The organism is Paenibacillus sp. AN1007 (genome assembly GCF_040702995.1).
Lineage (GTDB): Bacteria > Bacillota > Bacilli > Paenibacillales > Paenibacillaceae > Paenibacillus.
Genome location: NZ_CP159992.1, coordinates 3,672,697 through 3,697,933, shown reverse-complemented (window position 1 = coordinate 3,697,933; position 25,237 = coordinate 3,672,697). Strand labels below are relative to the sequence as shown.

The 25,237-nt window shown below is 47.0% G+C and carries 24 protein-coding genes, 1 tRNA gene and 1 pseudogene; 18 read left to right on the top strand and 8 right to left on the bottom strand.

Going from position 1 to position 25,237, the window contains the following annotated elements; all coding sequences use genetic code 11:
- Positions 1-67 precede the first annotated feature (67 nt).
- Entirely contained in the window at positions 68-718 is a 651-nt protein-coding gene (locus tag ABXS70_RS16390; RefSeq protein WP_342555245.1) for a nitroreductase family protein, read from the bottom strand.
- A 24-nt stretch (positions 719-742) separates the two neighbouring features.
- Positions 743-1,162, bottom strand: coding sequence for a MarR family transcriptional regulator (locus ABXS70_RS16385; protein WP_342555246.1), 420 nt, complete (start codon positions 1,160-1,162; stop codon positions 743-745).
- Positions 1,163-1,588: 426 nt separating this feature from the next.
- Here ABXS70_RS16385 and ABXS70_RS16380 point away from each other — a divergent pair, with 426 nt between their 5' ends.
- The 5 genes from ABXS70_RS16380 to ABXS70_RS16360 all read left to right on the top strand — a co-directional run bounded on the left by ABXS70_RS16380 (position 1,589) and on the right by ABXS70_RS16360 (position 7,462).
- Complete coding sequence (locus tag ABXS70_RS16380; protein WP_342555247.1) at positions 1,589-3,193, top strand: AraC family transcriptional regulator; 1,605 nt, start codon at positions 1,589-1,591, stop codon at positions 3,191-3,193.
- 107 nt (positions 3,194-3,300) lie between these two features.
- The gene (locus ABXS70_RS16375) at positions 3,301-4,284 is read left to right on the top strand and encodes an ABC transporter substrate-binding protein (protein ID WP_342555248.1); all 984 of its coding nucleotides are present in this window, start codon (positions 3,301-3,303) and stop codon (positions 4,282-4,284) included.
- Complete coding sequence (locus ABXS70_RS16370; protein WP_366289191.1) at positions 4,285-5,130, top strand: hypothetical protein; 846 nt, start codon at positions 4,285-4,287, stop codon at positions 5,128-5,130.
- Between the two features lie 274 nt (positions 5,131-5,404).
- Positions 5,405-6,829 (top strand): NAD(P)/FAD-dependent oxidoreductase, encoded by a 1,425-nt coding sequence (locus tag ABXS70_RS16365; protein ID WP_366289188.1) that lies wholly within the window; start codon positions 5,405-5,407, stop codon positions 6,827-6,829.
- Positions 6,830-6,955: 126 nt separating this feature from the next.
- Positions 6,956-7,462 carry a hypothetical protein gene (locus ABXS70_RS16360; RefSeq protein WP_366289185.1) on the top strand — a complete coding sequence of 169 codons (507 nt, stop codon included), beginning with the start codon at positions 6,956-6,958 and terminating at the stop codon, positions 7,460-7,462.
- 162 nt (positions 7,463-7,624) lie between these two features.
- On the opposite strand, the gene ABXS70_RS16355 is transcribed toward ABXS70_RS16360, so the two are convergent.
- Positions 7,625-8,308, bottom strand: a complete 684-nt coding sequence (locus ABXS70_RS16355) for a G1 family glutamic endopeptidase (protein WP_366289182.1) — start codon at positions 8,306-8,308, stop codon at positions 7,625-7,627.
- Positions 8,309-8,496: 188 nt separating this feature from the next.
- Here ABXS70_RS16355 and ABXS70_RS16350 point away from each other — a divergent pair, with 188 nt between their 5' ends.
- From ABXS70_RS16350 to ABXS70_RS16340, 3 genes are all read left to right on the top strand, one after another.
- Complete coding sequence (locus tag ABXS70_RS16350; protein ID WP_342555253.1) at positions 8,497-9,243, top strand: DeoR/GlpR family DNA-binding transcription regulator; 747 nt, start codon at positions 8,497-8,499, stop codon at positions 9,241-9,243.
- Between the two features lie 2 nt (positions 9,244-9,245).
- Positions 9,246-10,157 carry a 1-phosphofructokinase gene (gene pfkB / locus ABXS70_RS16345; protein ID WP_342555254.1) on the top strand — a complete coding sequence of 304 codons (912 nt, stop codon included), beginning with the start codon at positions 9,246-9,248 and terminating at the stop codon, positions 10,155-10,157.
- Positions 10,158-10,265: 108 nt separating this feature from the next.
- Positions 10,266-12,236, top strand: a complete 1,971-nt coding sequence (locus ABXS70_RS16340; RefSeq protein WP_342555255.1) for a fructose-specific PTS transporter subunit EIIC — start codon at positions 10,266-10,268, stop codon at positions 12,234-12,236.
- 198 nt (positions 12,237-12,434) lie between these two features.
- On the opposite strand, the gene ABXS70_RS16335 is transcribed toward ABXS70_RS16340, so the two are convergent.
- The 3 genes from ABXS70_RS16335 to ABXS70_RS16325 all read right to left on the bottom strand — a co-directional run bounded on the left by ABXS70_RS16335 (position 12,435) and on the right by ABXS70_RS16325 (position 15,861).
- Entirely contained in the window at positions 12,435-13,574 is a 1,140-nt protein-coding gene (locus ABXS70_RS16335) for a zinc-dependent alcohol dehydrogenase (protein WP_342555256.1), read from the bottom strand.
- 79 nt (positions 13,575-13,653) lie between these two features.
- Positions 13,654-14,817: an oxalate decarboxylase family bicupin gene (locus tag ABXS70_RS16330; protein ID WP_342555257.1), complete on the bottom strand. Its 1,164-nt coding sequence runs from the start codon at positions 14,815-14,817 to the stop codon at positions 13,654-13,656.
- A 177-nt stretch (positions 14,818-14,994) separates the two neighbouring features.
- Positions 14,995-15,861: an SDR family NAD(P)-dependent oxidoreductase gene (locus ABXS70_RS16325; RefSeq protein WP_366289175.1), complete on the bottom strand. Its 867-nt coding sequence runs from the start codon at positions 15,859-15,861 to the stop codon at positions 14,995-14,997.
- Between the two features lie 195 nt (positions 15,862-16,056).
- Here ABXS70_RS16325 and ABXS70_RS16320 point away from each other — a divergent pair, with 195 nt between their 5' ends.
- From ABXS70_RS16320 to ABXS70_RS16300, 5 genes are all read left to right on the top strand, one after another.
- Complete coding sequence (locus ABXS70_RS16320; protein ID WP_342555259.1) at positions 16,057-16,497, top strand: MerR family transcriptional regulator; 441 nt, start codon at positions 16,057-16,059, stop codon at positions 16,495-16,497.
- A gap of 50 nt (positions 16,498-16,547) precedes the next feature.
- Positions 16,548-17,456, top strand: a complete 909-nt coding sequence (locus ABXS70_RS16315) for a LysR family transcriptional regulator (protein ID WP_342555260.1) — start codon at positions 16,548-16,550, stop codon at positions 17,454-17,456.
- A 38-nt stretch (positions 17,457-17,494) separates the two neighbouring features.
- Entirely contained in the window at positions 17,495-18,229 is a 735-nt protein-coding gene (locus tag ABXS70_RS16310) for a fused MFS/spermidine synthase (protein ID WP_342555261.1), read from the top strand.
- Between the two features lie 169 nt (positions 18,230-18,398).
- Positions 18,399-20,015, top strand: a complete 1,617-nt coding sequence (locus tag ABXS70_RS16305; protein WP_342555262.1) for a diguanylate cyclase — start codon at positions 18,399-18,401, stop codon at positions 20,013-20,015.
- Positions 20,016-20,226: 211 nt separating this feature from the next.
- Positions 20,227-20,311 (top strand) — tRNA-Leu (locus tag ABXS70_RS16300).
- Between the two features lie 131 nt (positions 20,312-20,442).
- Here ABXS70_RS16300 and ABXS70_RS16295 read toward each other — a convergent pair.
- Together ABXS70_RS16295 and ABXS70_RS16290 are read right to left on the bottom strand one after the other, a co-directional pair.
- On the bottom strand, positions 20,443-20,640 hold the full coding sequence (locus tag ABXS70_RS16295; protein WP_342555263.1) for a hypothetical protein: 198 nt from the start codon (positions 20,638-20,640) through the stop codon (positions 20,443-20,445).
- A gap of 201 nt (positions 20,641-20,841) precedes the next feature.
- Positions 20,842-21,438, bottom strand: a complete 597-nt coding sequence (locus ABXS70_RS16290) for a helix-turn-helix transcriptional regulator (RefSeq protein ID WP_342555264.1) — start codon at positions 21,436-21,438, stop codon at positions 20,842-20,844.
- A 439-nt stretch (positions 21,439-21,877) separates the two neighbouring features.
- Between ABXS70_RS16290 and ABXS70_RS16285 the strand changes: the two are divergent.
- The 5 genes and pseudogenes from ABXS70_RS16285 to ABXS70_RS16265 form a co-directional block, all read left to right on the top strand.
- A pseudogene (locus ABXS70_RS16285) lies at positions 21,878-22,279 on the top strand (phage holin family protein); the annotation flags it as partial.
- 302 nt (positions 22,280-22,581) lie between these two features.
- Positions 22,582-22,869, top strand: a complete 288-nt coding sequence (locus ABXS70_RS16280) for a Dabb family protein (protein WP_342555265.1) — start codon at positions 22,582-22,584, stop codon at positions 22,867-22,869.
- Positions 22,870-23,042: 173 nt separating this feature from the next.
- Positions 23,043-23,498 carry a HepT-like ribonuclease domain-containing protein gene (locus ABXS70_RS16275; RefSeq protein ID WP_342555266.1) on the top strand — a complete coding sequence of 152 codons (456 nt, stop codon included), beginning with the start codon at positions 23,043-23,045 and terminating at the stop codon, positions 23,496-23,498.
- A gap of 17 nt (positions 23,499-23,515) precedes the next feature.
- The gene (locus tag ABXS70_RS16270) at positions 23,516-24,424 is read left to right on the top strand and encodes a DUF4261 domain-containing protein (protein ID WP_342555267.1); all 909 of its coding nucleotides are present in this window, start codon (positions 23,516-23,518) and stop codon (positions 24,422-24,424) included.
- A 184-nt stretch (positions 24,425-24,608) separates the two neighbouring features.
- Positions 24,609-25,040, top strand: a complete 432-nt coding sequence (locus ABXS70_RS16265; protein WP_342555268.1) for a YtxH domain-containing protein — start codon at positions 24,609-24,611, stop codon at positions 25,038-25,040.
- Positions 25,041-25,237: the final 197 nt, after the last annotated feature.

Genomic DNA, 25,237 nt, shown 5'->3' with positions numbered 1-25,237 from the left:
GTAGTGGGTGTGAAAATGACACATGTGATGTCTGATATTTATAACGGTATAACCTAACCTTTTATACTTAAGCCCAAGTAGTAATGGTATCAACCGGCAGACGGTATGACGGGTGTCCTTCTTTAGCGGATTTACCGATCGAGATCAGCATAACGGGTTGATAACGATCTTTGTCCATACCGAACGTTTCAGCGATTTGAGCTTTTTCGTAACCGCCAATCGGGTTGGTATCATACCCGTGAGCACGAGCAGCAAGCATTAACTGCATGGATACCAGTCCAGCGTCAATCAGGTTGACATCACGCAGATCGGAAGCAGGCATATTGTCGTAATAAGGTTTAACCACTTTTACCTGCTGCTCTGCAACTTCTTTAGGCATAAATCCATGCTCGACTGCTTTACCAAAAATTTCTTCCAGGTACTCGCCATTGTTCATGTCGATGAATACACCAATCACCGCGGCAGAAGTCAGCACTTGATTTTGGTTGAAGCGTGCAAGAGGTGCGAGCTTTTCTTTGCCTTCAGGTGTATCTACAACCAGGAAACGCCAAGGCTGCATATTCACAGAAGATGGAGCGCGGGAAGCTTCTGCCAGAATTTCAGTCATTTCTTCACGACTGATTTTTACATCAGCATCATACAATTTAACCGAACGACGACCGTAAGTAATTTCGTTAAAATCATTTGTTTTTTGGAATTTGCTTTGTGTTGTAGTCATGGAAATCTCTCCTCTATATATGGTTTAAAAATTGTTTTGCATACGTTCCAAGAAATCGGCGAGCGCATGAATCTCATCTTCACTGAAACCGTCCAGAATCTGATGGATATAATTCGTTTTCTCCGCTTTATATCCTTCGATCTGTTTCCGCCCATGATCCGTCAGACGAACAAAGGTCACCCGATTATCCTCGGGATTTTTGCGTCTCGTAACCATCTGGTCAGCTTCAAGCTGTTTCAGGTGGCGGGTAATTGCAGCACTGTCGATATTAATGATTTTCTGAAGCATGGACTGATTGATCTCGTCAACCTGATCCAGCTCATGCAGAATCTCAAAGCGAGAGGAACTGATCCCGGTACAGCGTTCAAACTTGGGACTGATTCTGTTCCCCAGCATGTTCAGCAGATTGATGATCTGCTCTTCTTTGGAAACCATACGTGTCATGACTAGACCTCCCGGGTGAATCTGAATCAACAACGGCGTATGTTAACAAATAATTAAAGTTGCCAGTATACAATGCCATTGCCTCATGATTTTGTGGCTGCTCTCAATCGTTGATGGATCAATATTTGATGCCTCAATCATTGATGGCTCAATTAATATAACATGCTGTTTATGATAATGCAACAGGATGACAGAAAGTAACAAATCTTTTTTTTGCATGTCCTGATCACGAAGTAATTTTGATGAAGTGCTTATTATTATAGGTTATCCGTAGAGGGGGGATTTAACTCGGTTAGTATTTAATTGAGAATTATTATCATTTAATCTATAATAAAAATCAAAAATGCATCAGAATCCCATTAACTGTACAAGGCAGTTGTTATATTGGTGAGAATTAGGGCTTACGGCTAAGGAAAGGGAGTTACTATGGGAAGAAGTAATGAATGGATTAAAAGACTGGAACAGCTGTACCTTTCTTCTGTGCACATCTGCGATTACGATGGCATTTCAGGGGAAGTCCAATACAGGGTATGGAAAAGATTCGCCCTATGTCGAGTAATGCGTGGTACAGGGACTTTAACCATCGATAACGTTATGCATACGCTGTCCCCTGACGATTGGTTTATGCTGAGCCCAGGCATGCATGTGGAATTACAGGTGAATATGGACGGCCCTCTTCGATATCAGATCATTTTATTTTCCGGTGTGGAGCTTGTTCGAATACGTAATGTTTGGCAGGCGAAAGGTTTTGATTTTCCTGTTACAGGCAGGCTCCAATTTTCTTCGAATACTCGTGAACTTCGGGAAATGATGGATCGATTCTTCTATAAAAATTATGCTGCAGCGGAATCCGGCAATCTGGACAGGAAGTATCTTTTACATCAGCTGCTGATTCGCTTGCTGACCTGTGTGAGACAGGCTTCCAAACCTCAAGCTGGCATAGATTTGGCAGTGGATTATATGACACAGCATTATATGAAGGAAATTCGAATCGAAGAGATGGCCCGCCTGGCGGGACTTAGTGTGAATCACTTTATAAGAACGTTCAAACGACAATTCGAAATGACACCGATGGATTATATTTTGCAGCAGCGGATGGCGAAGGCCAAACAGCTTTTGTTTTCTACAGACAAAATCAAGAGAATTGCGGAGCAGGTTGGGTACAGGGACGAGCACTACTTCAGCAGGGTGTTTAAGAAAAATGAAGGTGTTGCTCCTACATTGTATATGAAGAATAAAGTCAGCCGTATTGCAGCTCTGTACTATGGGCTGGATGATGTTGTTGCAACACTGGGGTTAAAGCCTGTATCTGCTTTATCTTATGTTCAGAGAGTGGCTCATCCTATCCGTATGACTGCAGGCGCAGCCGATTATTCGCAAGTCCTTATTCTGGACAGTTTCGGTCAAAACTATGACAAGCTGAAGAGATTGCAGCCAGATCTGATCATAACGAGTGACCGGATGCAGCCGAATGAATGGATGCATCATATTGCTCCAACAGCTGTTCTTAAACACAGCAACCAAGTTGGAGACAGTCTGCTGTATATGGCTGACATCATGGGCCGCAGTGAACACGCTGTCCGCTGGATTGAACAGCATGCGGAATTAAGCCGGATTCTTCAAGCAGGCATTCAATCCAAATGGGGGAAGCAGACGGCCATGTTTATCCGGGTGTCCTCCGGGTTTTGCCGAATGTACGGTCTCCATAACCAGACTGGTGCACTGCTGTATGAAGATTTGGGATTTCAGATGCCTGAGCATTACCCGAAAGAGCAGTGGGCGGTAGAGATGAACAACGACAACGTACAGCTGTTCAATGTGGATCATGTTTTTATTATGGTGGACCCGACGGAAGAAGCACGCATTCAATTCGAGCGACTGCAGCATTCAGCAGGGTGGTTGTCATCTAAGGCTGTGCAGGAAGGGCATATTTATAATGCAGGAGATATTTTCTTTAGAACGTTAGGCCCAACCGGGCGTTTAATGGCGATGCGTTATGCAGCAGATCAACTTGGCGTTCGTGTACGTTGATATTTTACAAGGAAAGAGAGTGAAATGATCCATGGAAAGCTCGTTCCTTTTTTTCTACCATAATGATAATGATTATTATTATTAAGTGAAAAGGAGAATGACGATAAATGATAAGAAAGAAAACAGCTTATATGGTCCTGTTGTTCCTGTTCATGCTTGTTCTGGCGGCATGCGGCAGGACTACGACAGAATCAGCAAATGGCACCTCTGTGAAACAAAACACCGCAGTAGAAGAAAAAGAAGTGCAGACGGTAAAGCATCTAAAAGGGACTGCGGTTTTGCCGCAAAAAATTGAGCGAATGGTTGTGTTATCTGCCGCTTATATCGATCATATGCTTACCATCGGGGAGAAACCTGCAGGTGTTAATGTAGAGGTTCGTTATGGCGGAGATTACCTGCCTTATCTTGCAGATCAGCTGCAGGGTGTTCCAACGGTAGGCTCGGCAGATAGTCCTAACCTAGAAGCGATTGTTCAGATTGATCCGGATGTCATCGTTATTGAGAGTCGAACAGCCGAAAATTCATATGACCAGTTGGAGAAAATCGCCCCGACTATTGTATTGGGTACAGATTGGATGGAGTATGAAGACGGTACGACATATTGGACTCGGGATTTACTGACCATTGCCGGGATGTATAACAAGGTAGAGCTGGCTAAGGAAAAGATTGCCGAAGTAGAGAAGCAGGCAGATCAACTCAAAGCAAAAATGGAACAGCTGAATCAGAAAAAACTGGCTTACCTGCGAGTGAGGGAGAAGAATCTGCAGATTTATGCCGAAAAAGGCCATCCAACCAATACACTTTTATATCATGATCTTGGCTTTGTACCTGCTGCCGTGACACCTGCGGAACAACGTGAAGATTTGTCTATGGAAAAAATATCCGATATTGATGCGGATTTTATTGTGCTTGAAGTGGACCCCAACGCCCAGGATTATTTAAGCAAAATGCATGATAGCTCCCTTTGGAAAAATGTCCCGGCAGTTCGGACAAATCAGGTTTATCAGACAGATTCCTTCTGGCTGTTTAAAGGATGGGGAGCCATCGGACGAACCGAAATCATCCGTGAAATTAAAGGTATGATTCAATAGATGACTCATTATTCAGGGAAAGAGCGTTCAGAGATGCTGGCCGTACTGGAATCTTTTTTCGTAACGAGCATTATAGAAGCAGATGAAGCTTCGGAATATGCTTTCAGTGTAAGTGATCTGCTGCACGAGGAGAAGAGAGACCTGATCTTGAGTGAACAAGCGAGACAACAAGGACTGGAGCTTGGAGGGGCCGGAAGTATCGCTGTAGGCACCCTTTTCGCCAAACGATATTCCGTCTGGGTAATGGCTGTAATTTCGGCCTGCAGTCTGTATGATACTCTCCTGAACACCGGAGAGGATGTCATCCGATTTGAATTAAACGGCACAGGCGGTATGCGCTATGAGACCCGCGTGGAGAGAAGGCTGCATCCGGGTTTGGAACTGAAGAGTGGGGGGGACATGGGCTCATCTGGTCATTTTTTAGTGCAGCGCAGCACAGAGATCCGTTGGATTCGAGACCGTTTGCAGCAGCATTTGATCCGGATTTTCCAATCTGCTGCTGCGGCCACGGGTGCAAACATCAGGGTAATGAATGCATTGGTCGCCCATAATGTGCAGCAGCTGATTTTACGAATGACCGGAGATCAAGCCATATGGAAAACGGATGAGCGATTAGCTCTCATACACCATGATGCAGGCGTATGGCTGGCTCCGACGAAAGAAAATTCTTTTGCTGCTCGGCTCCAGTGTTTTGAACATCCGGAGTGGCAGGGACCGACGTTTCTAATTCGTCCGTACTGCTGTTTAGCTTATCAGGTTGGTAAGGGGGACAGCGCTGCCCATGGTTACTGCAGCAGTTGTCCAAAGCTGGATACAGCAGAGCGACTGCGTATGCTGCTGAAATAGTACAGATCAGTGGTTCAGCACATTTGTTTCTTCTATGTACATTAGATCGTGCTGAATTATCGACTATGTTCACTTCACTTTCGTGTAAATGAACAAGTACATTTATGTTTTTTAGCATGCGTAACAATAAAGTGTACGCCTGCTTCCAATGCCTGCTCTGAACTCATATAATAGCGCTAATTCGATTCGGGTACTGCAGAAGAACACCCGGATGCTCAATGCACGATGCACCGAAGCCTGTTTTCTGGATAGATCATGAAAGGGTTGATGAAGTATGGGCCTCGAAGCATTAAATGAACGTGTAAAGCATGATTTGGCGTATTTATGTTTTGGCGGTGCCAACTGGGTTCGTGCAAGAGAGCATGCAGAAGGACATGTGTATGATGTCGTTATTGCAGGCGGAGGACAGAGCGGGCTTGGGGCTGCATTCGGGCTTCTTCGTGAACGGATCTCCAATATTCTCATCATTGACGAAAATGCTGCTGGACAAGAAGGACCGTGGGACACGTATGCGCGTATGGTTACGCTGCGGACACCGAAACATCTGACTTCCATTGACCTGGGGGTTCCCTCACTGACGTTTCGTTCGTGGTGGGAGGCTCAGGCAGGAATAGAGGGATGGAAGGAAATGGACAAAATACCGCGCGGGGACTGGATGAACTATTTGCGTTGGTATCGTGAAGTGTTGGGTCTGCCTGTACGAAATGAAGTGAAGTTAGACCTGATCGAACCTGCCCAAGATGGAATTTATCGACTGCATGTAACCGGGAAGGGGCATCGCGGGAACGTCATCCTTGCTCGGAAAGTGGTGCTTGCAACTGGCATTCAAGGAGGCGGGCGGTGGCATATTCCATCGCTCATCGCTGATCATCTGCCGCGACAGCTGTATGCACATACGTCGGAAGAGATTGATTTTGAACGGTTAAAAGGGAAAAAGGTTGCTGTGCTCGGCGGCGGGGCGTCGGCTTTTGACAATGCAAATCACGCGTTTGCCTCGGGAGTGGCCGAGGCTCACGTTTTTGTGCGGCGTGCACAGCTGCCGCAGGTGAATCCGATTCGCCAGATGGAACAGTCTGGCATGATCGAGCGGTTTCATGCACTGCCTGCTGCGGATAAGTATCAGGTGATTTCCCACTTTTTTCAATTCAATCAGCCGCCAACCAATGACACGTTTAACCGCGCGGCCTCCTGGCCGGGATTTGAGCTTCACCTGAACTCTCCATGGCTTGGTGCAGAAGCCGCGGGTCAGGCTGCGAAGATACGAACCGCACATGGTGTGTATACATTTGATTTTCTGATCATTAGTACAGGTCTGGTCAGTGATCCTGCGCTCCGTCCTGAACTTCGACTTGTGGAAGAGCATATTGCCCGCTGGAAGGATTGTTATGAAGCGCCGCCCGAACTCCGAAACGAACAGATTGATGCACATCCGTATTTAAGTCCCGGATTTGCTATGACTAGTAAAAGCGAGCAGGGAAAGGCGCTGCTGCATGGACTATTCGTATTTAATTATTCAGCGCTGGCAAGCTGCGGTTTATCTGCCTCGGCCATATCGGGAACTAAAGGGGCTGTACCCAAGCTGGTCACAGGAATAGCCGATCAACTGTTCCTCGACGACCGGGAGCAAATCCTGCGCGAGTTCTATGAGTACAATGAACCAGAGTTCACGGCCGCTTGGTCGAAACGCGAAAAAATATAATCATGGTATTGTCCTTCGTGCAGCAGATTATGCTGTGCGTCTTTGTTTTTTACCAATGCTTCTTTCGTTCTATGAGGATTTGTTGTAAGATGTCGTTTGGAACATGTTAAAGGCAGGGATCTATAAATGGAGCAGGCGAAACAAAATAAAGAGATGAATTATGAGCAGTTCAGGGCCCACCTGAAAAAAGCATCACGATTACGTGATGTGCCCTTAATTAAAATTGTGGCTTTTCAAGAGAAATACATGAAGATTGAGGAAATGCAGTTTTACGATGTAGACCAGAATTATATGAGTGTTCAGGCATGCAGCACATTGTGGATGAATCTGGAGGACAAATCGTTTCGTACTTTAGTTTCCCAGCCGCTGCAGGTTTATCAGAAGATGACGAATCTGGGACGCCATTCTTTCGAGAATATGATCCGCGAATTATACGATACTGCTGTGCCTATTCTGCTTGATTACAATCTGGCGGATTATTATACCGTTGAACAGTTAGCTGAGATTTTGACAACGGATGAAGAAAAGCTGATTGAACAGCTGGAGATGGGAAGGTTCAAGGGAGCCTTTATTAACGAAGAAGGTAGATGGCTCAAACCTAAACCAGATATCGGGAATACAGAGCTTAGATAATTGAGGCCTGAGTCACTATAAAAGAAAGCATCGGGCTATTATCGTAGGAAGCACTGAGTTACTACAGCAGGACGCCGTCCCGGCATGGCCAAAATCCTGCAGCACCGGCGTCAGAAACGTCGGCGGCTGCAGGATTTTTCAGTTATATGATCCAAACAAGACTTAGCGAACACGCCGCACAACAAACCCGTCTCTGCACGAATTGGGAGGCCAGGGAACTGACAAGACACGCTGGTTCTGGACCATAATGCCTTTATCTTTGGTGCTGAAGGCCGGAGGGCGGCCATTAAGACGGCACATTCGAAAAGAAATCGGACTGAGTCTAGGTATCAGGGCAGGGGAACCGCCAATGGAAGGAGCTTCAACAATCCATTCGGCGGAGGATTGAGGACCTGAATAACGCTGAACGGTGCGAAAAGTCCAGCCTTTGGTGAGATTGCTCAGGTGGATGCACCAGGTGTGGCGGGTTATTTTGGTAATGATACCGCGCATGCAGTCACCGGCATTTACCGGTTGATGAATGATCGTTTCTGTATCCGGCAGGATTTCCCACCAGGCATAATATACGGGTCTGCCCTGAATCCAATCATGAGCTGTGCCTGTTTGAATAAGATCGTTGTTTGTAAAACCGTCAATACCTATCCATGCAGATGAATATGAGGTGCGCGAGCTAGGAAAAACATAAGGAACAGTCCACTCTGCGGAAATTCGCCGGTAGGCTTGACGGGATTTTCTCTTTACGTAACCACTCCAGTTGGATGAAATCCAGCCGTAACGTTGAACTGCCCTTGTCTTCGATCGATAGGGCTCACACGGTTTCCGCCTTTTGTTCGTCAGGACTGACATAGAAGATTCACCTCTCCACAATAGGAACTAGATTATCAGTTGCGTGTAGAGAAACGGGTGATCGGGACATTTGGACAAGAAATTTAGACGAGAAGTGAAAGAATTTGAAGGTTTTTAAATTATTTTGAATGAAAATGATTGTTTTTTACGGGATTTATGATACTATAGAAGCAGTTGGAGGAATGAATATGCTGACTGAAGAACGATATGCTGCAATTGTAGAGCGCTTACATTTACAGGGAATTGTGAAACTGCAGGAGCTTGTTGATGTGCTCGGAGTTTCTGAATCCACGATTAGAAGAGATTTGATTGATCTGGAAAGCCGTCAGATGCTCAAACGTATCCATGGTGGCGCTTCACTGGTGAATGAAAAAACGTTAGAGCCAGGTATGGAAGAAAAAACGTTCAAAAACATTCAACAGAAAACCGTTATCGCCCGGTTGGCCGCACAGGAAATTCAGAATGGTGAATGTATTTACCTAGATGCCGGCACGACAACACTGGCCATGATCCCTTTTATCGAAGCTAAAGATGTAACGGTGGTCACCAATGGACTCTCCCATGTCGAGGCGCTTGTAAGCAAGCGAATTCGCAGTTATTTATTAGGCGGCATGATGAAAATTCATACCAAAGCAGTCATTGGCAGCATTGCGCTGCAGAACATGGACAATTTTCGATTTGATAAATGTTTTCTCGGAAGTAACGGTGTGGACCCCGAGATGGGGTATACAACGCCTGATCCGGAGGAAGCCTTGATTAAGAGGCGTGCACATCAATTGTCGGGGAAATCCTATGTGCTGGCTGATTCCAGCAAAATCGGGGATATTACTTTTGCCAAATTGTTTGATTTGGAGGAGGCAGATCTGATTACGGAGCGAATGCCAGAACATTGGCGAGCGGTAGTCACCCGGAAAACTAAAATAATTGAGGGATAGCGATGATATATACGATAACACTCAACCCGTCCATCGATTACATCGTAGAAGTGGACGATCTGAAACTGGGCGGATTAAACCGCATGAACCGGGACTTGAAACTGCCTGGAGGTAAAGGCATTAACGTTTCCCGGATTTTGAATCAACTTGGAGCGGCCAATACGGCTATCGGATTTTTGGGTGGATTCACCGGACGTTTTATTAACGACAAGCTGCAGGAAGATGCGATCCAGACCGATTTTGTCACCATTGCAGACGATACCCGCATTAACATCAAGCTCAAGCATGGGGACGAAACCGAAATTAACGGCCTGGGGCCGGCAATCCGTGCGGATGAGGCAGAACAGCTGCTGCTTAAACTGTCTTCTTTGCAAAAAGGAGATATTGTCATTCTATCTGGCAGTGTTCCACCGTCACTTGGTTCAGATTTCTATGATCGTCTCATTCAAGTCTGCAAGCAGACGGAAGCCGAGTTCGTCATTGATACCACAGGGTCTGCACTAATGGAAGCACTCGTTCACAAGCCGCTGTTGGTCAAACCAAACCATCATGAACTAGCCGAATTGTTTGGCGTAACCATTGAGACACGTGAGGAATTGGTGTCCTACGGACGTAAACTGCTTGAAGCAGGTGCCAAACATGTATTGATCTCCATGGCTGGAGAAGGAGCATTGTTTATCACGAAGACTAATGTCTATCATGCAACCGTACCTAAAGGCAAGGTGAAAAATTCAGTTGGTGCTGGCGATTCGATGATTGGCGGGTTTGTAGGCACGTATGTACTGCACGGAGACCTGCTGGAAGCATTCCGCACCGGAGTAGCATCGGGCAGCGCAACCGCCTTCTCGGATGACCTTGCCGCACGAGAGCTTATTGAAGCATTGCGTGATCAGGTTACAATTACAACACTTTAAAAACGGCATGCCTGTCTTCTTTTGGATAAGTTTAACAGCATCCGTACTGATATGAATTTATATGAGGCCTGCTGCGCAGGCCGACCGAACTTAAGGGAGTGTTCCAAGATGAAAATCACTGACTTGATGATCCAGGAAACGATGATTATGGATCTGCAAGCGACGACCAAAGATGAGGCGATCGACGAACTGATTGCAAGTTTGAATCGGAGTGGACGCATCAACGATCCGGTGCTGTTCAAAGAAATGATTTACAAAAGAGAAGCGGAATCCAGCACAGGTATTGGCGGCGGGATTGCTATGCCTCACGCGAAGACGAAAGCGGTAAACGAACCAACGGTTGTCTTCGCCAAAAGCAAAAAAGGTCTGGATTTTGAAGCGCTGGATGATCAGCCTGCTCATATTTTCTTCATGATTGCGGCTCCGGAAGGCGCCGGGAATACACATCTTCGCACACTTGCGGCTCTTTCAAGGCTGCTGGTTGATAGCGATTTCATCGCTGAATTGATGAACACAAATACGCCTCAAGAAGTGAGTGCCTTGTTCGACGCCAAGCAGGAGGAAGCTGCAGCCAAGGAAGCAGCCAAAGAAAAAGCAAAGCTGGAGAGAGAAGCGCAGGCATCTTCGGCTGCAAATGGTGCTGACAACGTGAAAAACAGCGCAGGTGTCCTTGTGGGTAATGCCAATTCTGAAGATTTTGTTGTTGCTGTTACCGCCTGTCCGACAGGTATTGCGCATACATTTATGGCTGAGGATGCGCTCAAGAAAAAAGCACAGGAAATGGGAATTAATATTCGTGTGGAAACGAACGGTTCCGAAGGCGCACAGAATGTATTGACAGCTGACGAGATTGCTCGCGCTAAAGGGGTTATCATTGCTGCAGACAAAAATGTCGAAATGGCCCGCTTTGACGGCAAGCCTGTGCTGCAAAGACCGGTAAGTGACGGTATCCGCAAATCCGAAGAACTGATCCGCAAGGCGGTTAACGGGGATGCCCCAATCTATCGCAGCCAAGGTGGAATTGCGAAGCATGAAGGCACCAGCGATCATAAAATAAGCGTCGGAAGTAAAATTTACAAAGATTTGATGAACGGTATTTCACATATGCTGCCATTCGTTGTTGGTGGGGGTATCCTGCTCGCCATCTCCTTCTTGATTGAACAGCTTGCGAGTCCTGACAATCCGATTGTACAGTTGCTGCAAACCATTGGCGGAGGAACAGGTGCGTTCCATTTCCTGATTCCAGTACTTGCCGGATTTATTGCGATGAGTATCGGTGATCGTCCAGCCCTGATGCCGGGTATGGTCGGTGGTTTGATGGCTGTAAGCTCTAATGCCGGTTTCCTTGGTGGTCTCGCTGCCGGTTTCCTCGCAGGTTATGTCGTTATTGGTCTGCGTAAGGCACTGAAGGGGCTGCCAAAAGCAATTGACGGTTTGAAACCGATCCTGCTCTATCCGGTACTGGGTCTGCTGATCGTCGGTACAATCAGTTATTACATTTTCGATCCAATCTTCGGTTCCCTGAACACATGGCTTGTGGATGCACTCGGCAATCTGGGAACAGGTAATAAAGTACTGCTCGGCGTGCTGCTCGGCGGCATGATGGCCATCGATATGGGCGGTCCGTTCAACAAAGCTGCCTATACATTTGCGATTGGCGTATTTACATCCAGCGGCAACACAGACGGAGCATGGATGGCGGCAGTTATGGCAGGCGGTATGGCACCGCCTCTGGCAATTGCGCTTGCAACAACGTTCTTTAAATCCAAATTCACGGAGCAGGAACGCAAATCCGGTTTGACTAACTATGTACTGGGGCTGTCGTTCATCACAGAAGGTGCGATTCCTTTTGCAGCGGCTGATCCGCTTCGTGTACTGACTTCTTGTATTATTGGTTCTGCAGCAGCCGGTGGTCTTACGCAGCTCTGGAATATCAACGTACCAGCTCCGCACGGTGGGGTCTTTGTAGCACTTCTGGCTAACCACACCCTGCTGTTCCTGCTCGCGGTTGTTATTGGTTCTGTGATCTCGGGTCTCATTCTGGGATTGTGGAAGAAGTCACCTGAGCTTGTTAAATAATAAAATATACAATTGGATTATCAAATGATCGTATAACATCAGCACGGGTTTGGTAATCCGCCTGCAGCATCTCTCCAGCGAAAATGATTGGAGGGATGCTTTTTTTGGCTTTGAAGGGGAAACGGGGCAATATTCAGGTACTCAAACGGTGCAAAAAAGGCAGGCCTACCCTGTCAAAGGTAAGACTGCCTTTAAGAATCAAGGTTTTAAAATTACCTTGGTGCATTCATCTTCGTGATCGTTAAAGATTCGGTAAGCTTCGCTTGCGTTATCCAGGGATAAGCGGTGTGAAATAATTTCGGTTGGGTCAAATTCTCCTGCTGTAATTTTGCGGAACAGTTCAGGCATGTAATGAATAACAGGAGCTTGTCCCATTTTGATGTTGATATTGCGTTCAAACAGATTTCCCAGAGGGAACATATTGTAGGAAGAGCCGTACACCCCTGTAAGCTGGATCGTTCCAAACTTGCGTACTGCTTTCATGCCGATTTCGATGGCACTCAGCGCCCCGCCATGTAGTTTCAGCTTCTGGCCGATCTCTTCCAGCATCGTTTTTTTGCCATCCATGCCTACACAGTCAATGACAATATCTGTTCCACCCTGGGTCATCTCGCGGATGTGCTCGCCCATATCGTCGTACTCTTCAAAGTTAAAGACCTCTGCATCATTCATTCGCTTGGCCTTCTCCAGTCGATAGGGCAGACGATCAACGGCGATCACCCGTTTGGCACCCTTCATCCAGGCGAACTTCTGCGTCATCAGCCCAATCGGGCCGCTCCCAAGCACAGTGACCGTATCTCCTGGCTTCACGCCAGCATTTTCGACGCTCCAGTATGCCGTTGGCAGTACGTCGGATAGAAACAGCAGTGCCTCATCCTGCAGCTCGCAGGACTCCGGAATGACAAAGGGGGTGAAGTTGCCGTAAGGCACACGCAGCAGTTCGGCCTGTCCGCCGGGGTGGCCACCGTATCGCTCGGTGAAACCAAAATAGCCTCCAGTGTGAATATCAGGATTTCTATTGGAATGGTCACACTGGCTCTCCATATCATGATTACAATAGAAGCACTGCCCGCAGGCAATATTAAAAGGCAGTACGACCCGGTCTCCTTTTTTCACCCGTGTAACCTCAGGTCCAACCTCTTCCACAATGCCCATCGGTTCATGACCGATGACATAGTCTTTGGCGGCAGGCAGCGCTCCCTGATAAATATGCAAATCCGATCCACAGATTGCGGTTGAAGTAATACGAACGATAATATCATCCTTCTGCTGCAGTGCCGGATCCTCGACCTGTTTCACTTGAATATCCTTGATGCCCTGGAACGTTACGGCTTTCATCTTCATATTCCTCCTTCGTTATTGTGGGTTCTCTCACCTTTACCCCAATTCGGAGTGGATGATATAGGTTTATACTATTTTATACGACAGGCCATTTCACTTTACGCAGTGCATCCAGCAGTTCCGGTGGTGCATTCAGATTGTCTCGCACGAGGTCACGGGGCGTTAAAGCCATCCACTGATTGAGTGAGACGTCCTCAAAACGATCACTTCGGAAGATTTCCAAAAACCATAACGTGTTCTCACCGGTATTTTGTATATAGTGCCCCATGGCTATAGGAACATACCCGACATCTCCAGCCCGATAATCGAAGGTACGTGCGCTGCCATTGCCACCAAAGACGGTCATTCTGCCTTCCCCTGTCAAATAGTACTGCCATTCATCGGCATTCGGATGCCAGTGAAGTTCACGCATTGCTCCGGGTTTGATCTCGACGAGGGCTGCTGCGACAGTTGTGGAGATGGGAAAGTTGGTGGAATCTACGATGCGCACACTCCCCCCAGGTGTAATTAAGGGCTCCTGTGCTAATAAACGATAGGAAAAAGGAAGTGGAACCGTTCCGTAGGGAGATTGAATCTCCTGACTCTCAAGTGAACCAGGTACGTTATCTTGAAAAATATATACCTGTTCCTTCGGCATGGACTGAAAGGCTGATTCTGGCACACCGAAATTCATGGATAATACTTCAGGCGGTGTGTGAGCAAACCAATCAGAGATCGATAGGGTGTTCAGATCCGAGAAGCTGCCGTCATCAAATACCAACAAAAATTCACACCCGTTCTCCAAACCTTGGATCGAATGAGGCAGACCTTTGGGGAAAAACCAGAGATCGCCCGGGCCAACATCGGCGATGAAATTTCTCCCATTCTGATCTACTGCAGTGATTCTGGCCGTTCCCCAGATCATATAGGCCCATTCGGATTGCTGATGCCAGTGCAGTTCACGGACACCGCCCGGAGTAAGACTCATGTTGACTCCTGCAAGCGTAGTGGCGATGGGCAGATCACGCACCGTAATCTCACGTGACCAGCCGCCATGATTGAGCTGCATATGTGTATCCGAGAAAGACATTCTCAGGTTGGGCAGCAGTCCGTTATCTGTCTTGGGCGGTACAAGCATGTCGGGATTTTGCTTGTCTCTCATTACATCTCTTGGTCCGTAATCCGGACCGCCTGCGCCGTCACTGCGAATAGGCTGTGGTATAATGAATGGCTGACCACTGGGTTGTTTTGGTTTACTCATCCTGTTATGTCTCCTTCCGATTTTCGCTGCGTCCATGTGACACGGCTTTTTTCTTATGTTTAACTCCTATGAGCGCAGGCTTGGAAAATATGAAGGACAAAGACCAACAGACCTGACCGATTAGGGTCAAGTCTGGAACCGGAATTACGATTCTAATGATCGGGATTTACAGCCTTTTTATAGATCATCTTGAGTACCTAAATACTTCTGCTCATAGATTTCATGCACCCGTTGAAGCACAGAAGCACCCTGTTCCATGAATGGAAGAGAAGCTTCCTTGTTTTTAACAAGAAATACACCAGATTCATGCCTTACTGTCCCAAGTGCTGCGTCATGGAGCAGTGATGCGCCGCGACTTGGATGAGCAAAGAATAATTTCATCACAGGTCTGATATAGAAGGGCAGACCAGAAGCCTTGCTGCTTTTTAGCGTATTGTTTCCACCCGGATCTGCACTAAGAAGCCGAATCCCATCTGCCGCAGTAGTGGAAGCAGCCTCGCGAGTCCATAATGAGAGGGCGAGCTTGGATGCTGCGTATGGACCAAATAGCTTTCTAAATGAGACAGGCCGCTCCAAGATGCCAAGGTCAAACGCCCTCATCATACGAAAAGAGGTTGTCGAGGTGTTTACTACGGTTTTCATCCCCCCATGGCGGAGCAGATCGTAAAGCTCCCGGTAAATAATATAAGGCACCACGGTTTGAAGCTCGAAGTGCAGCTCCAGTCCCTGATCCGAATATTGAAGAGTGGGTGTGCTGCCTCCCGCATTGTTGAAGAGAATATCAATGGTATCTGTCTGGGCTCGAATCTGTTCAAGTGCAGTGCGGAGGCTGGCATAATTCGTCAGACGGGCCTGAACGGATATTAGCTGCCCCGAGTTTAATGCGGTCTGGATTTCGGGATCATCTGCAGGAAAGGGCGAGCGATTAAGACCGATAATCCGCCATTGGTCTGTTAGAAGCTTTCTTGTAAGCTCCAGGCCGATTCCTGAAGTGGAGCCTGTAATTACGGCAGTACGAAGCGGGTTAACATGGTTCATCATCATGACCTCCTAATATATTCATGCATGTCAAAATCGATCGGTTATGCATGAGTAGAACATATCGTTATTGCCGATCGATCTGCAGGAGAGGCCATTCTACAATTTGGAGTCGACTCCAAGTCAAGGGTTGGATTTTTGGCTTGACTTGGAGCCAGCTCCAAGTTGTATGATAATGAGAAGTATGTATCGGGAGGCGTAATGATGAGCGGACAAACCATGTTCTCCATTCATGAAACATCTGAACGGTCGGGACTATCCAAAGATACGATTCGTTATTATGAGAAAATAGGACTGCTGCCTCGGGCGGAGCGCAAAGCCAGCCAGCACCGGATCTATTCCGAGCAGGATATCCAGACGATGCTTCTGATCACCTGCCTGAAGAAAACGGGCATGTCGCTGGAGGAGATGAAGCCATTTCTGCAGATGTCTTTGGAGTCGGATTTGAATGATTACCCGGAAGAGCGGGAGATGCTGATCAATTATCAGAAAAAGGTACAGGTGCAGATCCGTTCGCTGCAGCAGGTTGTTGATTTTATTGAGGATAAACTTGCGCAGCGCAGTATGTTTCCGGAAAGATGTCAGTTATCGGGACAGAACAAGCTGACAGGATTAGAGAAACAAAACACATTTTCTGGATAAAAGGAAGAGATGTCTCAAGTACAATGGATGAGGAAAAAGGGGACAGAGTTATGACATTACAACAGCTTAAATATGTAATCGAGGTTGCCACACACGGATCGATGAATGAAGCAGCCAAACGGCTTTTTATCTCCCAACCGAGCTTGTCCAACGCAATCCGCGATTTGGAGCAGGAGCTGCGCATTACCATTTTTGAACGTACCAACAAAGGCATCACGCTCTCCAAGGAAGGTGTGGAGTTTCTGAGCTATGCACGTCAGGTCGTAGAGCAGGCCGAATTACTGGAAAATCGGTATCTGAATGCAAAGCCGTCTCCGCAGCATTTCTCGGTATCAACCCAGCACTATGCTTTTGCAGTGAATGCTTTTGTGCGGCTTGTTCAGCAGTATGGCCATGATGAATATGAACTTGCACTTCGGGAAACCAAAACGTATGAGATTATTCAAGATGTGAAAAGCCTTCGCAGTGAGATCGGCATTCTCTATTTGAACGAGTTCAACGCCAAGGTCATCAACAAGCTGTTGAAAGATGCTGGACTTGTATTTACAAGTTTGTTTACTGCCAAACCACATATCTTCATCAGTGTGAATAATCCGCTCGCCAAACAGGAATCTGTAGCTATCGAACAGCTCCAAGATTACCCTTATCTGTCCTTTGACCAGGGGGAGTATAATTCCTTTCATTTTTCGGAAGAGATTCTGAGTACGTTATCACATCCGAAAAGCATTCAGGTGAATGACAGGGCAACGCTGTTTAATCTGCTGATTGGTCTAAACGGGTATACCATATCTACAGGTGTACTCAGCGCCGATCTGAACGGCAACGAGATTATTCCGGTTCCGCTCGAATGTGAAGAATCGATAAATGTAGGATGGATCTGTCATAAGAGCACGTCCCTGTCGAATCTCGGCGTTGCTTATGTCCAGGCATTACACGAGGCTATTGGCCTGCAGCATTGATTCGCAGTTCTGATGATTTACCCGAAAGGAGCAGGAAATTGAAAGTATTATACCGGAATAAAAGTGAACAGCATGAGTTGACCGTTTACGAAACCAAAAGACTTTATGGGGAAATCGGACACTTCCGTGTGCTGCAGTTCTCGGATGATGCGGTTCAGGGGGCGATCGATCTGGAGCAGCCTTCCAGAATTGTACTGGAGTATCCGCGAGCTATGCTGCATCTAATGGAACGAAATGATCCGCATTTTAATCGAGTATTTGTGGTGGGACAGGGCATTGGTACGATTTCTTCTTACCTGTCAGATCGACAAGTCAAGGTGGCGGAACTGGATGCGGAGGTTGTGGATATCAGCCAGCACTTCTTTGGATATCAGGGCTCACCGGTGCTGGTTGGTGATGGTCGGGAACTGTTGGAACGGGAGCAGGCGGGGGTATACGATTATATCATTATTGATGCATTCACAGCAGCCGGAACGCCGGAGCAGTTTACGAATGCTTCCTTCTTCCGTATGGTAAAAGACAAACTGCGTGCAGGCGGTGCGGTGCTGCTTAATGTGTTTGGACGTTCAGGGAAGGATACATTGGTGAATGCTATCTATACAACCCTTGCCAGGGAATTTCCCAATACACGCGCTTTTGCGCTTCCAGCCGAGGCCAATGAAGTCCAGAACCGGATTTTGATGGGCAGTCAGCGCCCCATTGATGTTCAGCTGAGGTATATGGCAGGTTTTGTAGAGCAGATTCTGGAGGAAGGTTATATCATTGAAGGATGAGTGGGGAGGGGGATAAATAAACAAGGCATTTCCATAGACGATATTTTGTCATGATTTCGTCAATCCTATAAATTATTGTTAAGATATCTTGTTCTCTTCATTGTTTCTTAACAACTTTAATATATGATGATATGGATATGCCTTTTTATGAAAATCCGGGGGAAGCAAAATGATCGCAAATAAAAAGTTATCCAGATTACGCAGAAAAGTCAGAACATTTAAAAAAATTAGCCTTACCGCATTACTTGGAGGGTTAGTCACGATTTCGGTCCTGATGACACTGACCATTATGGTGATTACCTCATATACTACCCAGAAACAGGCTCTTATTAACAACTCGCTCAAGCTTAATTATGCAAATGCGGTACAGATGAGCCAAACGCTGGACTCCCTTTTTGAATCGATGCAGAGGAGCTTGAGGTACGGGGCTGCGTATTTTAAAGATGTCGATTACAATGACAAAGACAAACTGAATACCACACTGGATTTGATCCACAACAGCAGTGATTATTTCAATGCTGTAGTTCTGGCTGATAAGACAGGGCTTGTCCTATCGAGGTCACCGTATTCCCAGGTGAGCGTCGGTAAACATGTCAGCTCTGAAGCAGCCAAAGCGGCGATCAAAGCAAAATCTACATACTTATCGGATGCGTACCTGACTCCGCGAACGAATCGCAGAATCGTTTTTCTGAGTGAACCGATTGTTGATAACAAGGGAGACTACAAAGGTCTAATAAGCGGAAGTATCTATTTGCAGGAGAATAATATACTGGATTTGTCCTTTGGAAGTCAACTGAAGACCAGTAATGGATCGTACTTTTTTATCGTTGACCATAAGGGAGCACTGCTGTTTCACCCCAATGTCAGCCGGATCGGCGAGAATATTAGTAAAAACATAGTGGTCCAGAAATTGATGAATAACCAGACAGGACAAGAGAAGTATACCAATCTGGAAGGGACAAGCACGCTTGCAGGATATTACAAGGTTCCGGCAACCGATTGGGGAGTTGTCGTCGTATCACCGACACAAATGGTGTATGATCAGTTGAACCGTCAGATTGGTCTGCTTCTGCTGTACATTGCCGTACCGTTCATCCTGTTAACCCTGATTGTACTGCGGGTGGCCCGCAAGCTTGTGCAGCCTTTTGTGTTTCTGGCTGATCTCGTGCAGCAGGTGGATAAAGGAAGAGTAGAGCTGCCGATTGTGAAACCGCACTGGAACAGGGAAGCTGATCTGCTTACACGGACAATGATCGGGGCAATGGCAAGTTTCAGGAACAAGACAGATCAATTAGTATATGATGCAAGAACAGACGTGTTAACCGGCTTGAATAACCGCAGAACATTTGAGACTGTTATACAGGAATGGATTCAGGATGAGACTCCTTTTTCCATTGTTGTTCTCGATATTGACCGCTTTAAGTTAATTAATGATACATATGGTCATTCTACGGGGGATGAGGTCCTGAAACAGATCGCCAAGCTGATCCAGATATCCGTCCGGCCTGAAGATGTCTCTTTCCGCTTTGGCGGGGAAGAGTTTGTCGTGCTGCTTCGAGATTACGATTCAAAGATGGCATATGAGGCGGCAGAGCGAATCCGGATTTCCGTCGAGGAAAGTGTGCTTGCTGTTGAGCGTTCAGTTACCCTATCGGCAGGTATTGCAGAGTTTCCAATGCATGCCCGATCTGAAGCCGAGTTGTTTCATTTGGCGGATAATGCGCTTTATCTGGCCAAGGAAGAGGGCCGTAACCGAACGGTTGTCATACAGACAGTGGAAAAATAGAAAGCGCAGAGGCAGACCCAAGGGACAGAAGGGTCTGCTTCTGTCTGTTTGAATTGAACGAGAGCGGCATCGGTTTACATAACGTATCTGTTAACATCAGAAAAAAGCTGTTGCATAATATATTAGAAACATGTATACTCTGAATTACGGTAAAACAAGGAATTGATTCACCGTAGGTGCTTTTCATCCAGGATGAGAAGATACATAATACGCGGTCGTGGCGGAATTGGCAGACGCGCACGGTTCAGGTCCGTGTGGGCTAACCCCCCGTGGAGGTTCGAGTCCTCTCGACCGCATCTAAAGAAAAAGGTTTGTACACCGTCCAATAGACGGCGTACAAACCTTTTTCTTTTCTCAACATAACAACGGATGCAAGCAGAACAAGAGGACTTCCCATGCAGCTGATTCCCAGCTCATACAGCAGTGCCTAGCGCTCTTGGAGGCGGCTGCGCCTATTCCGTACAGTGACGGTCAGCAGACCCGTCAGCATGCCGGTCAGACCGCATAATGTAACGCAGAGCATTAACGGTACCGGCTCGAAACGAAGTAAAAAAGCAATGCCGCTGCCGAAGGTTGTTCCCGCGAGAAAGCCGAGGGCAGCTCCCAATTGGGTAGAGGATTTCATCTTTTCACCTGCACTTATAAAGTAGGGTATGGAGCGGTTAAGTGGTTTTTCATCTGTGGGTATTGTTACACGTCAGCTTCCGCTCGTTTTGTTCTTTCATTTTGCCGAGAATGCAGGTGAATTATTCATAAAAAAGCATTAAAACTAAAATAGGCTCTGCCTCCGATTAAGGAGCGCAGAGCCTTTTGACTGTTCGCTTTGTTAGGGATTCCGACGATCTTTAAGAATGACATCTGCGAACAGAATCGTCTTCGGAATGCGGAAAAATTGCTCCGCTTGTTCCTGAAACGCGGCAGAAGGCAGCGTTCCCTGATGCAGCCATTTGCGGAAAGTGCCGGGATGAACCCCGATCCAGTGGCTGACATCTGTCACCGACAAATCATGGACCATACACAAGCCGGTTAGAATACGGTTACTCACGGGTGAGCGGGTTACCGTCCGCTTCATAAAGCGGGAAGGCTCGGGTTGACAGATCACCGGACTGCTGCGCACGACCTCTTCATTGAAAAGAATGTGCCGCGGGTAGCCAAGCAGCTGGCAGGTCTTGTCCAGATTGGTACTGCCGGGTATTCGCCCTTCGTACACCCACGCGCTTACGCTGCGTGAGGAGATCGAGAGGTCTTCGGCGAGCTGAGACAATTTAATATCGTTGGCCATCAGCACGGCAAGAAGAACACGATTGCGGATTTGACAGCGTGTCGGTTTACGGAACCGTTTAACACGGACACCTTTTCCCAAATATTTACGGTTGATCAGAGACCACGCCTGGATGGAATGTTGTTCTGGTTGATTAGGCATATTTCCTCCGATTTTTTTAACCAAATACTACAATAAATAAAGGGGTACTTTCAAGTGCCGCAATGACTGGTTTGAAAACCGGTTGTGCGTCATTCTACATCAAAGAGGGAACTATGAACTAGACCTCGCGCTATTCGCATCCTAGTATATTCCTAGATTACAATGATTCACTAAAAATGATGGAATGATTTGTACGGAATCACAATTTATTTGGTTCTAATTACCCAATTATAGGTCTTTAGAACTTTTGTGTGATTTTTGCTGGTATCATGCTGTTTCTGTCTAGAAATTCAGCCGATTTTGGTGAATTTCCCCATTGGATTTTATTCTGAAACGTGCACAAATCTGAAATGATAAATCCGCAGGTTCAGCAAGGCAGGTGGCCTGTCACAATCTCTCATTCTCACATATATTGTAGGGTGTTCAAATTTTAAAAAATATGGGAGAGGTGAGAAGCATGAGTCCAGCGGTGAGTTCATTTACTGCCATTTCGGGAGCAGTTGTGACGTTTGCTTTTGGCGGATGGGATCAGCTGCTAAGTCTGCTTGCTATCGCTATGGCTGTTGATTATGTTACGGGTTTGGCGGCGGCTGTTAGAACGGGAACGGGATTGAACAGCAATATCGGTTTCTGGGGGCTTGCGCGTAAAGGGCTGATGCTGACCGTGGTGCTGCTTGCTCACCGAATTGATCTGATTATGGGAACGGATATCATTAAAGGCGGGGCGATCTACTTTTATCTGGTGAATGAATTAATCTCCATCACAGAGAATTACGCCAAAATCGGGCTCCCGCTGCCCGACAAACTCAGACAGGCAATAGCGGTGCTTAAGAAACAGGAGGAACAGGGCAGTCTGCCTGACCGGGAATGGACCAAGCCTCAGCAGACAGCTGCCAGCACGATTCCACAGGCAGAAGATGTGCAGACGGGGCAGGATGAAGGGGAGAGCATGGCCAAGGAAAAAAAGACGCCCGATCCGCTGCCTGAAACAAAGAAAGATTAGCCGAATACCTTCTTTATCTATTCCTGTTCAGGAAACGCATACAACCATCCTTTCGTAATAGACGGCGATATGATATATTTTGGATACACGAAACATTGTAATTGACTGCAGTTATTAATCTAAACGAGGTGTTAGCCCAGATGATTAAGCATATTGTTCTGTTCAAAATGAAAGATCGTTCCGCAGAAAGCATTGAGGCCGCTGCCCAGGTTCTTCGTAATCTGGAAGGCAAAATCGATGTTCTGATTTCGCTTGAGGTAGGTATCGATGTGCTGCGTTCGGACAGATCTTTCGACATTTCACTGACGGCGGAGTTTGCTTCACTGGAGGATCTTCAGGCGTATCAAGTTCATCCGCTCCATCAGGATGTCATCAAGTATATGAATGAAGTCAGAGAACAATCCATTGCGGTTGATTATGTGATCTGATCCGTTACACATTTTATTAGAGATTGAAGGGGAGTCTTCATGAGCGATTTAAGAGACGTTATGGAATTTTTATATATTTTTGTCGTGTTTCTGATCGCCTGCCCTGTCATGATCTTCTGGCTTAAGCGCAGAGGCAAACGAAATCGATAACTCACTGAACGGGAAGTGAATCAATGTATTACGTGAACAGGGAGCAGATCGCTCGCCGGCTTGACGCCGTACCAGAGGTGGCCGAAGGGCTTCGCCGGGCTGTGCAGGACTGGGATGGCGGTCTGGTGTTAGGGATGGTACAGGAGCGCTGCCTGCATCTTGCGATCGAAATTGTAACCGATGTGGGGAGTTATCTCATTGACGGTTTCATTATGAGAGATGCAAGCAGTTATGATGATATCATTCAAATTAACTATGAAGAAAAAGTGTTTGATGACTCCACATATGAAACATTGCGTCAGCTTGTCACTTTGCGCAAACCGCTTGTCCAGGATTATTACAGCTGGCAGCGGACAGCACTGCATCCACTGAGCGAGACTTTGCCGGATATACTGGAGCATTTTGCTGGACAAGTGAGCATTTATGTGGAACAAGAACTTGGTCCTTTTCAAGGAAATGAAGGCCAAGGGACAGAGTAAGGAATGAGGGAAGATGTATGGAAAAAGAATCAGATTCAAAAGGAATAGATCAAGGAAATCACGAAAGTGGTGAGGCTGTTTCGGGTTTCCACCCGGTGTATATGGTGGAGTTTCTGTTCAACGAACGGCCCGATGTGAATCAGTATGTGCTGCAGGAGGCTCTCGTCAAAAGGACGGGACAGGGACGGCTTGATGTGAAGAAGGATGAGCAGGAGCAGGGAGCTCAGGATATGTTTGTTTTCTACCATATGGAGCATAAGGTTGCTTTTCAGGAAGGCAGCATTCCTGCCCAGACTTGTTTTCTTCCGGTCCATGAAATGAAGGAGCGTACACGTTTTGCAGGAGCTGTGCAGCAGGCGTGGCATTGGCCTGAGGCAGGACAAGCTGTCGCTTCAGCTCGTTATTCCATTCGTATTCATGATATGTTTACTGCCGCTATGCCGCGTAAACAGCGTCTGGATTTGTTCCAAAAAACAGTGCTCGCTGTATTGGACGCTGTACAATGTGACGCCCTTTACTGGTATGGCAGTGACAAGCTGGTTGAACCTGATGCTTATATCCAATCCCAAGAGCGTGAGGAGCATCTGTACGCAGCGATGAATGTGCGGATGTACCAAGCTGGCGGTACGGAGCAGCAGCGGGGACTTCTCATGGACACGGTAGGTTTATCTGCGCTTGGCGTGCCTGATGTGCAGTGTCACTTTACCGGACTTGACCCCGATACGGTGGCTCAGACGCTGCTGGGAGCCGCGTATTACATATTTGATCAGGGAGATATACTGCAGGATGGTCAGACATTAGGCTCATCCGGCGGACGGCGCTGGCGCTGTGAGCATCAGGCTGCTTTAATTGCACCAGGGCGATATGTTGTAGACCTGAATCCGGGGGAAGAACATGCTGTGCCTGTACCTCAGACGACTCGGTGAATCGGGCTTGTGGTGGGCATCCTAAGACAACGCTAACTTTGTTCCGTTTTTTTTCAATCAAGTGTGTCAGGTCAAGCCCATCATGCTTATAATGCATCAACAGCGTAGGCATTGGCCCAGATGAGCAGACAATACCACTGATTCATAAACCGATGTCTAATTCAATTCAAGGGAGAGATGGATCATGAAAGATTCGAACAAAGGCTTGTTATGGGGTGCTTTAATTGGCTCGGTAGTTGGTTCGGTCACTGCACTGCTGCTTGCGCCAAAATCAGGACGTGAACTGCGTCAGGATATTTCCGAAGGGGCTCGTCAGGTGTCAGACAAAGGGCAGGAACTCGCCTTGAAAGTAGGAGAGCAGAGCTCACAGATCGTATCCAAAGTAAAGGAAACCGCGGATGTAGTCTTTAAGGATATTCAGTCCTGGCGCTGCTCCTCCGATGGCAAAGAGATTCGAATTTCCGCTGCTGTTACGGATACAAATCAAGCAAAAGAGCTGAATCAGGATCAAGTGCAGCATGAAGTGCGGCATGAAGCTGCTGCTCCACTGCCTGAAGGGCAGGCTCCTGGCAGCATTATAAAGCTTGCTGCGGATGAGTCCAAAGACGATAAATAAGCAGCCAGGCTTATCAGCAGGCTTTCCCCTATGCGGTGGAAAGCCTGCTTTGTTGTGTGCCTATGTCCTGCATGACAGCGTGGGTTCGCGGATTTAAATTTGAACACAGCGATGAAATCGGGTAAGATGTAGGTACCTTTTTGCCGGAAATTTCATAGGGTAGGTAGAAAGCTCTTTTGATATATGATCATCAGAAT

Bases quoted from the DNA above. Each gene is read 5' to 3' on its own strand.
- ABXS70_RS16390 (WP_342555245.1), bottom strand. From the start codon at position 718: ATGACTACAACACAAAGCAAATTCCAAAAAACAAATGATTTTAACGAA.
- ABXS70_RS16385 (WP_342555246.1), bottom strand. From the start codon at position 1,162: ATGACACGTATGGTTTCCAAAGAAGAGCAGATCATCAATCTGCTGAAC.
- ABXS70_RS16380 (WP_342555247.1), top strand. From the start codon at position 1,589: ATGGGAAGAAGTAATGAATGGATTAAAAGACTGGAACAGCTGTACCTT.
- ABXS70_RS16375 (WP_342555248.1), top strand. From the start codon at position 3,301: ATGATAAGAAAGAAAACAGCTTATATGGTCCTGTTGTTCCTGTTCATG.
- ABXS70_RS16370 (WP_366289191.1), top strand. From the start codon at position 4,285: ATGACTCATTATTCAGGGAAAGAGCGTTCAGAGATGCTGGCCGTACTG.
- ABXS70_RS16365 (WP_366289188.1), top strand. From the start codon at position 5,405: ATGGGCCTCGAAGCATTAAATGAACGTGTAAAGCATGATTTGGCGTAT.
- ABXS70_RS16360 (WP_366289185.1), top strand. From the start codon at position 6,956: ATGGAGCAGGCGAAACAAAATAAAGAGATGAATTATGAGCAGTTCAGG.
- ABXS70_RS16355 (WP_366289182.1), bottom strand. From the start codon at position 8,308: ATGTCAGTCCTGACGAACAAAAGGCGGAAACCGTGTGAGCCCTATCGA.
- ABXS70_RS16350 (WP_342555253.1), top strand. From the start codon at position 8,497: ATGCTGACTGAAGAACGATATGCTGCAATTGTAGAGCGCTTACATTTA.
- pfkB (WP_342555254.1), top strand. From the start codon at position 9,246: ATGATATATACGATAACACTCAACCCGTCCATCGATTACATCGTAGAA.
- ABXS70_RS16340 (WP_342555255.1), top strand. From the start codon at position 10,266: ATGAAAATCACTGACTTGATGATCCAGGAAACGATGATTATGGATCTG.
- ABXS70_RS16335 (WP_342555256.1), bottom strand. From the start codon at position 13,574: ATGAAAGCCGTAACGTTCCAGGGCATCAAGGATATTCAAGTGAAACAG.
- ABXS70_RS16330 (WP_342555257.1), bottom strand. From the start codon at position 14,817: ATGAGTAAACCAAAACAACCCAGTGGTCAGCCATTCATTATACCACAG.
- ABXS70_RS16325 (WP_366289175.1), bottom strand. From the start codon at position 15,861: ATGATGATGAACCATGTTAACCCGCTTCGTACTGCCGTAATTACAGGC.
- ABXS70_RS16320 (WP_342555259.1), top strand. From the start codon at position 16,057: ATGATGAGCGGACAAACCATGTTCTCCATTCATGAAACATCTGAACGG.
- ABXS70_RS16315 (WP_342555260.1), top strand. From the start codon at position 16,548: ATGACATTACAACAGCTTAAATATGTAATCGAGGTTGCCACACACGGA.
- ABXS70_RS16305 (WP_342555262.1), top strand. From the start codon at position 18,399: ATGATCGCAAATAAAAAGTTATCCAGATTACGCAGAAAAGTCAGAACA.
- ABXS70_RS16295 (WP_342555263.1), bottom strand. From the start codon at position 20,640: ATGAAATCCTCTACCCAATTGGGAGCTGCCCTCGGCTTTCTCGCGGGA.
- ABXS70_RS16290 (WP_342555264.1), bottom strand. From the start codon at position 21,438: ATGCCTAATCAACCAGAACAACATTCCATCCAGGCGTGGTCTCTGATC.
- ABXS70_RS16280 (WP_342555265.1), top strand. From the start codon at position 22,582: ATGATTAAGCATATTGTTCTGTTCAAAATGAAAGATCGTTCCGCAGAA.
- ABXS70_RS16275 (WP_342555266.1), top strand. From the start codon at position 23,043: ATGTATTACGTGAACAGGGAGCAGATCGCTCGCCGGCTTGACGCCGTA.
- ABXS70_RS16270 (WP_342555267.1), top strand. From the start codon at position 23,516: ATGGAAAAAGAATCAGATTCAAAAGGAATAGATCAAGGAAATCACGAA.
- ABXS70_RS16265 (WP_342555268.1), top strand. From the start codon at position 24,609: ATGAAAGATTCGAACAAAGGCTTGTTATGGGGTGCTTTAATTGGCTCG.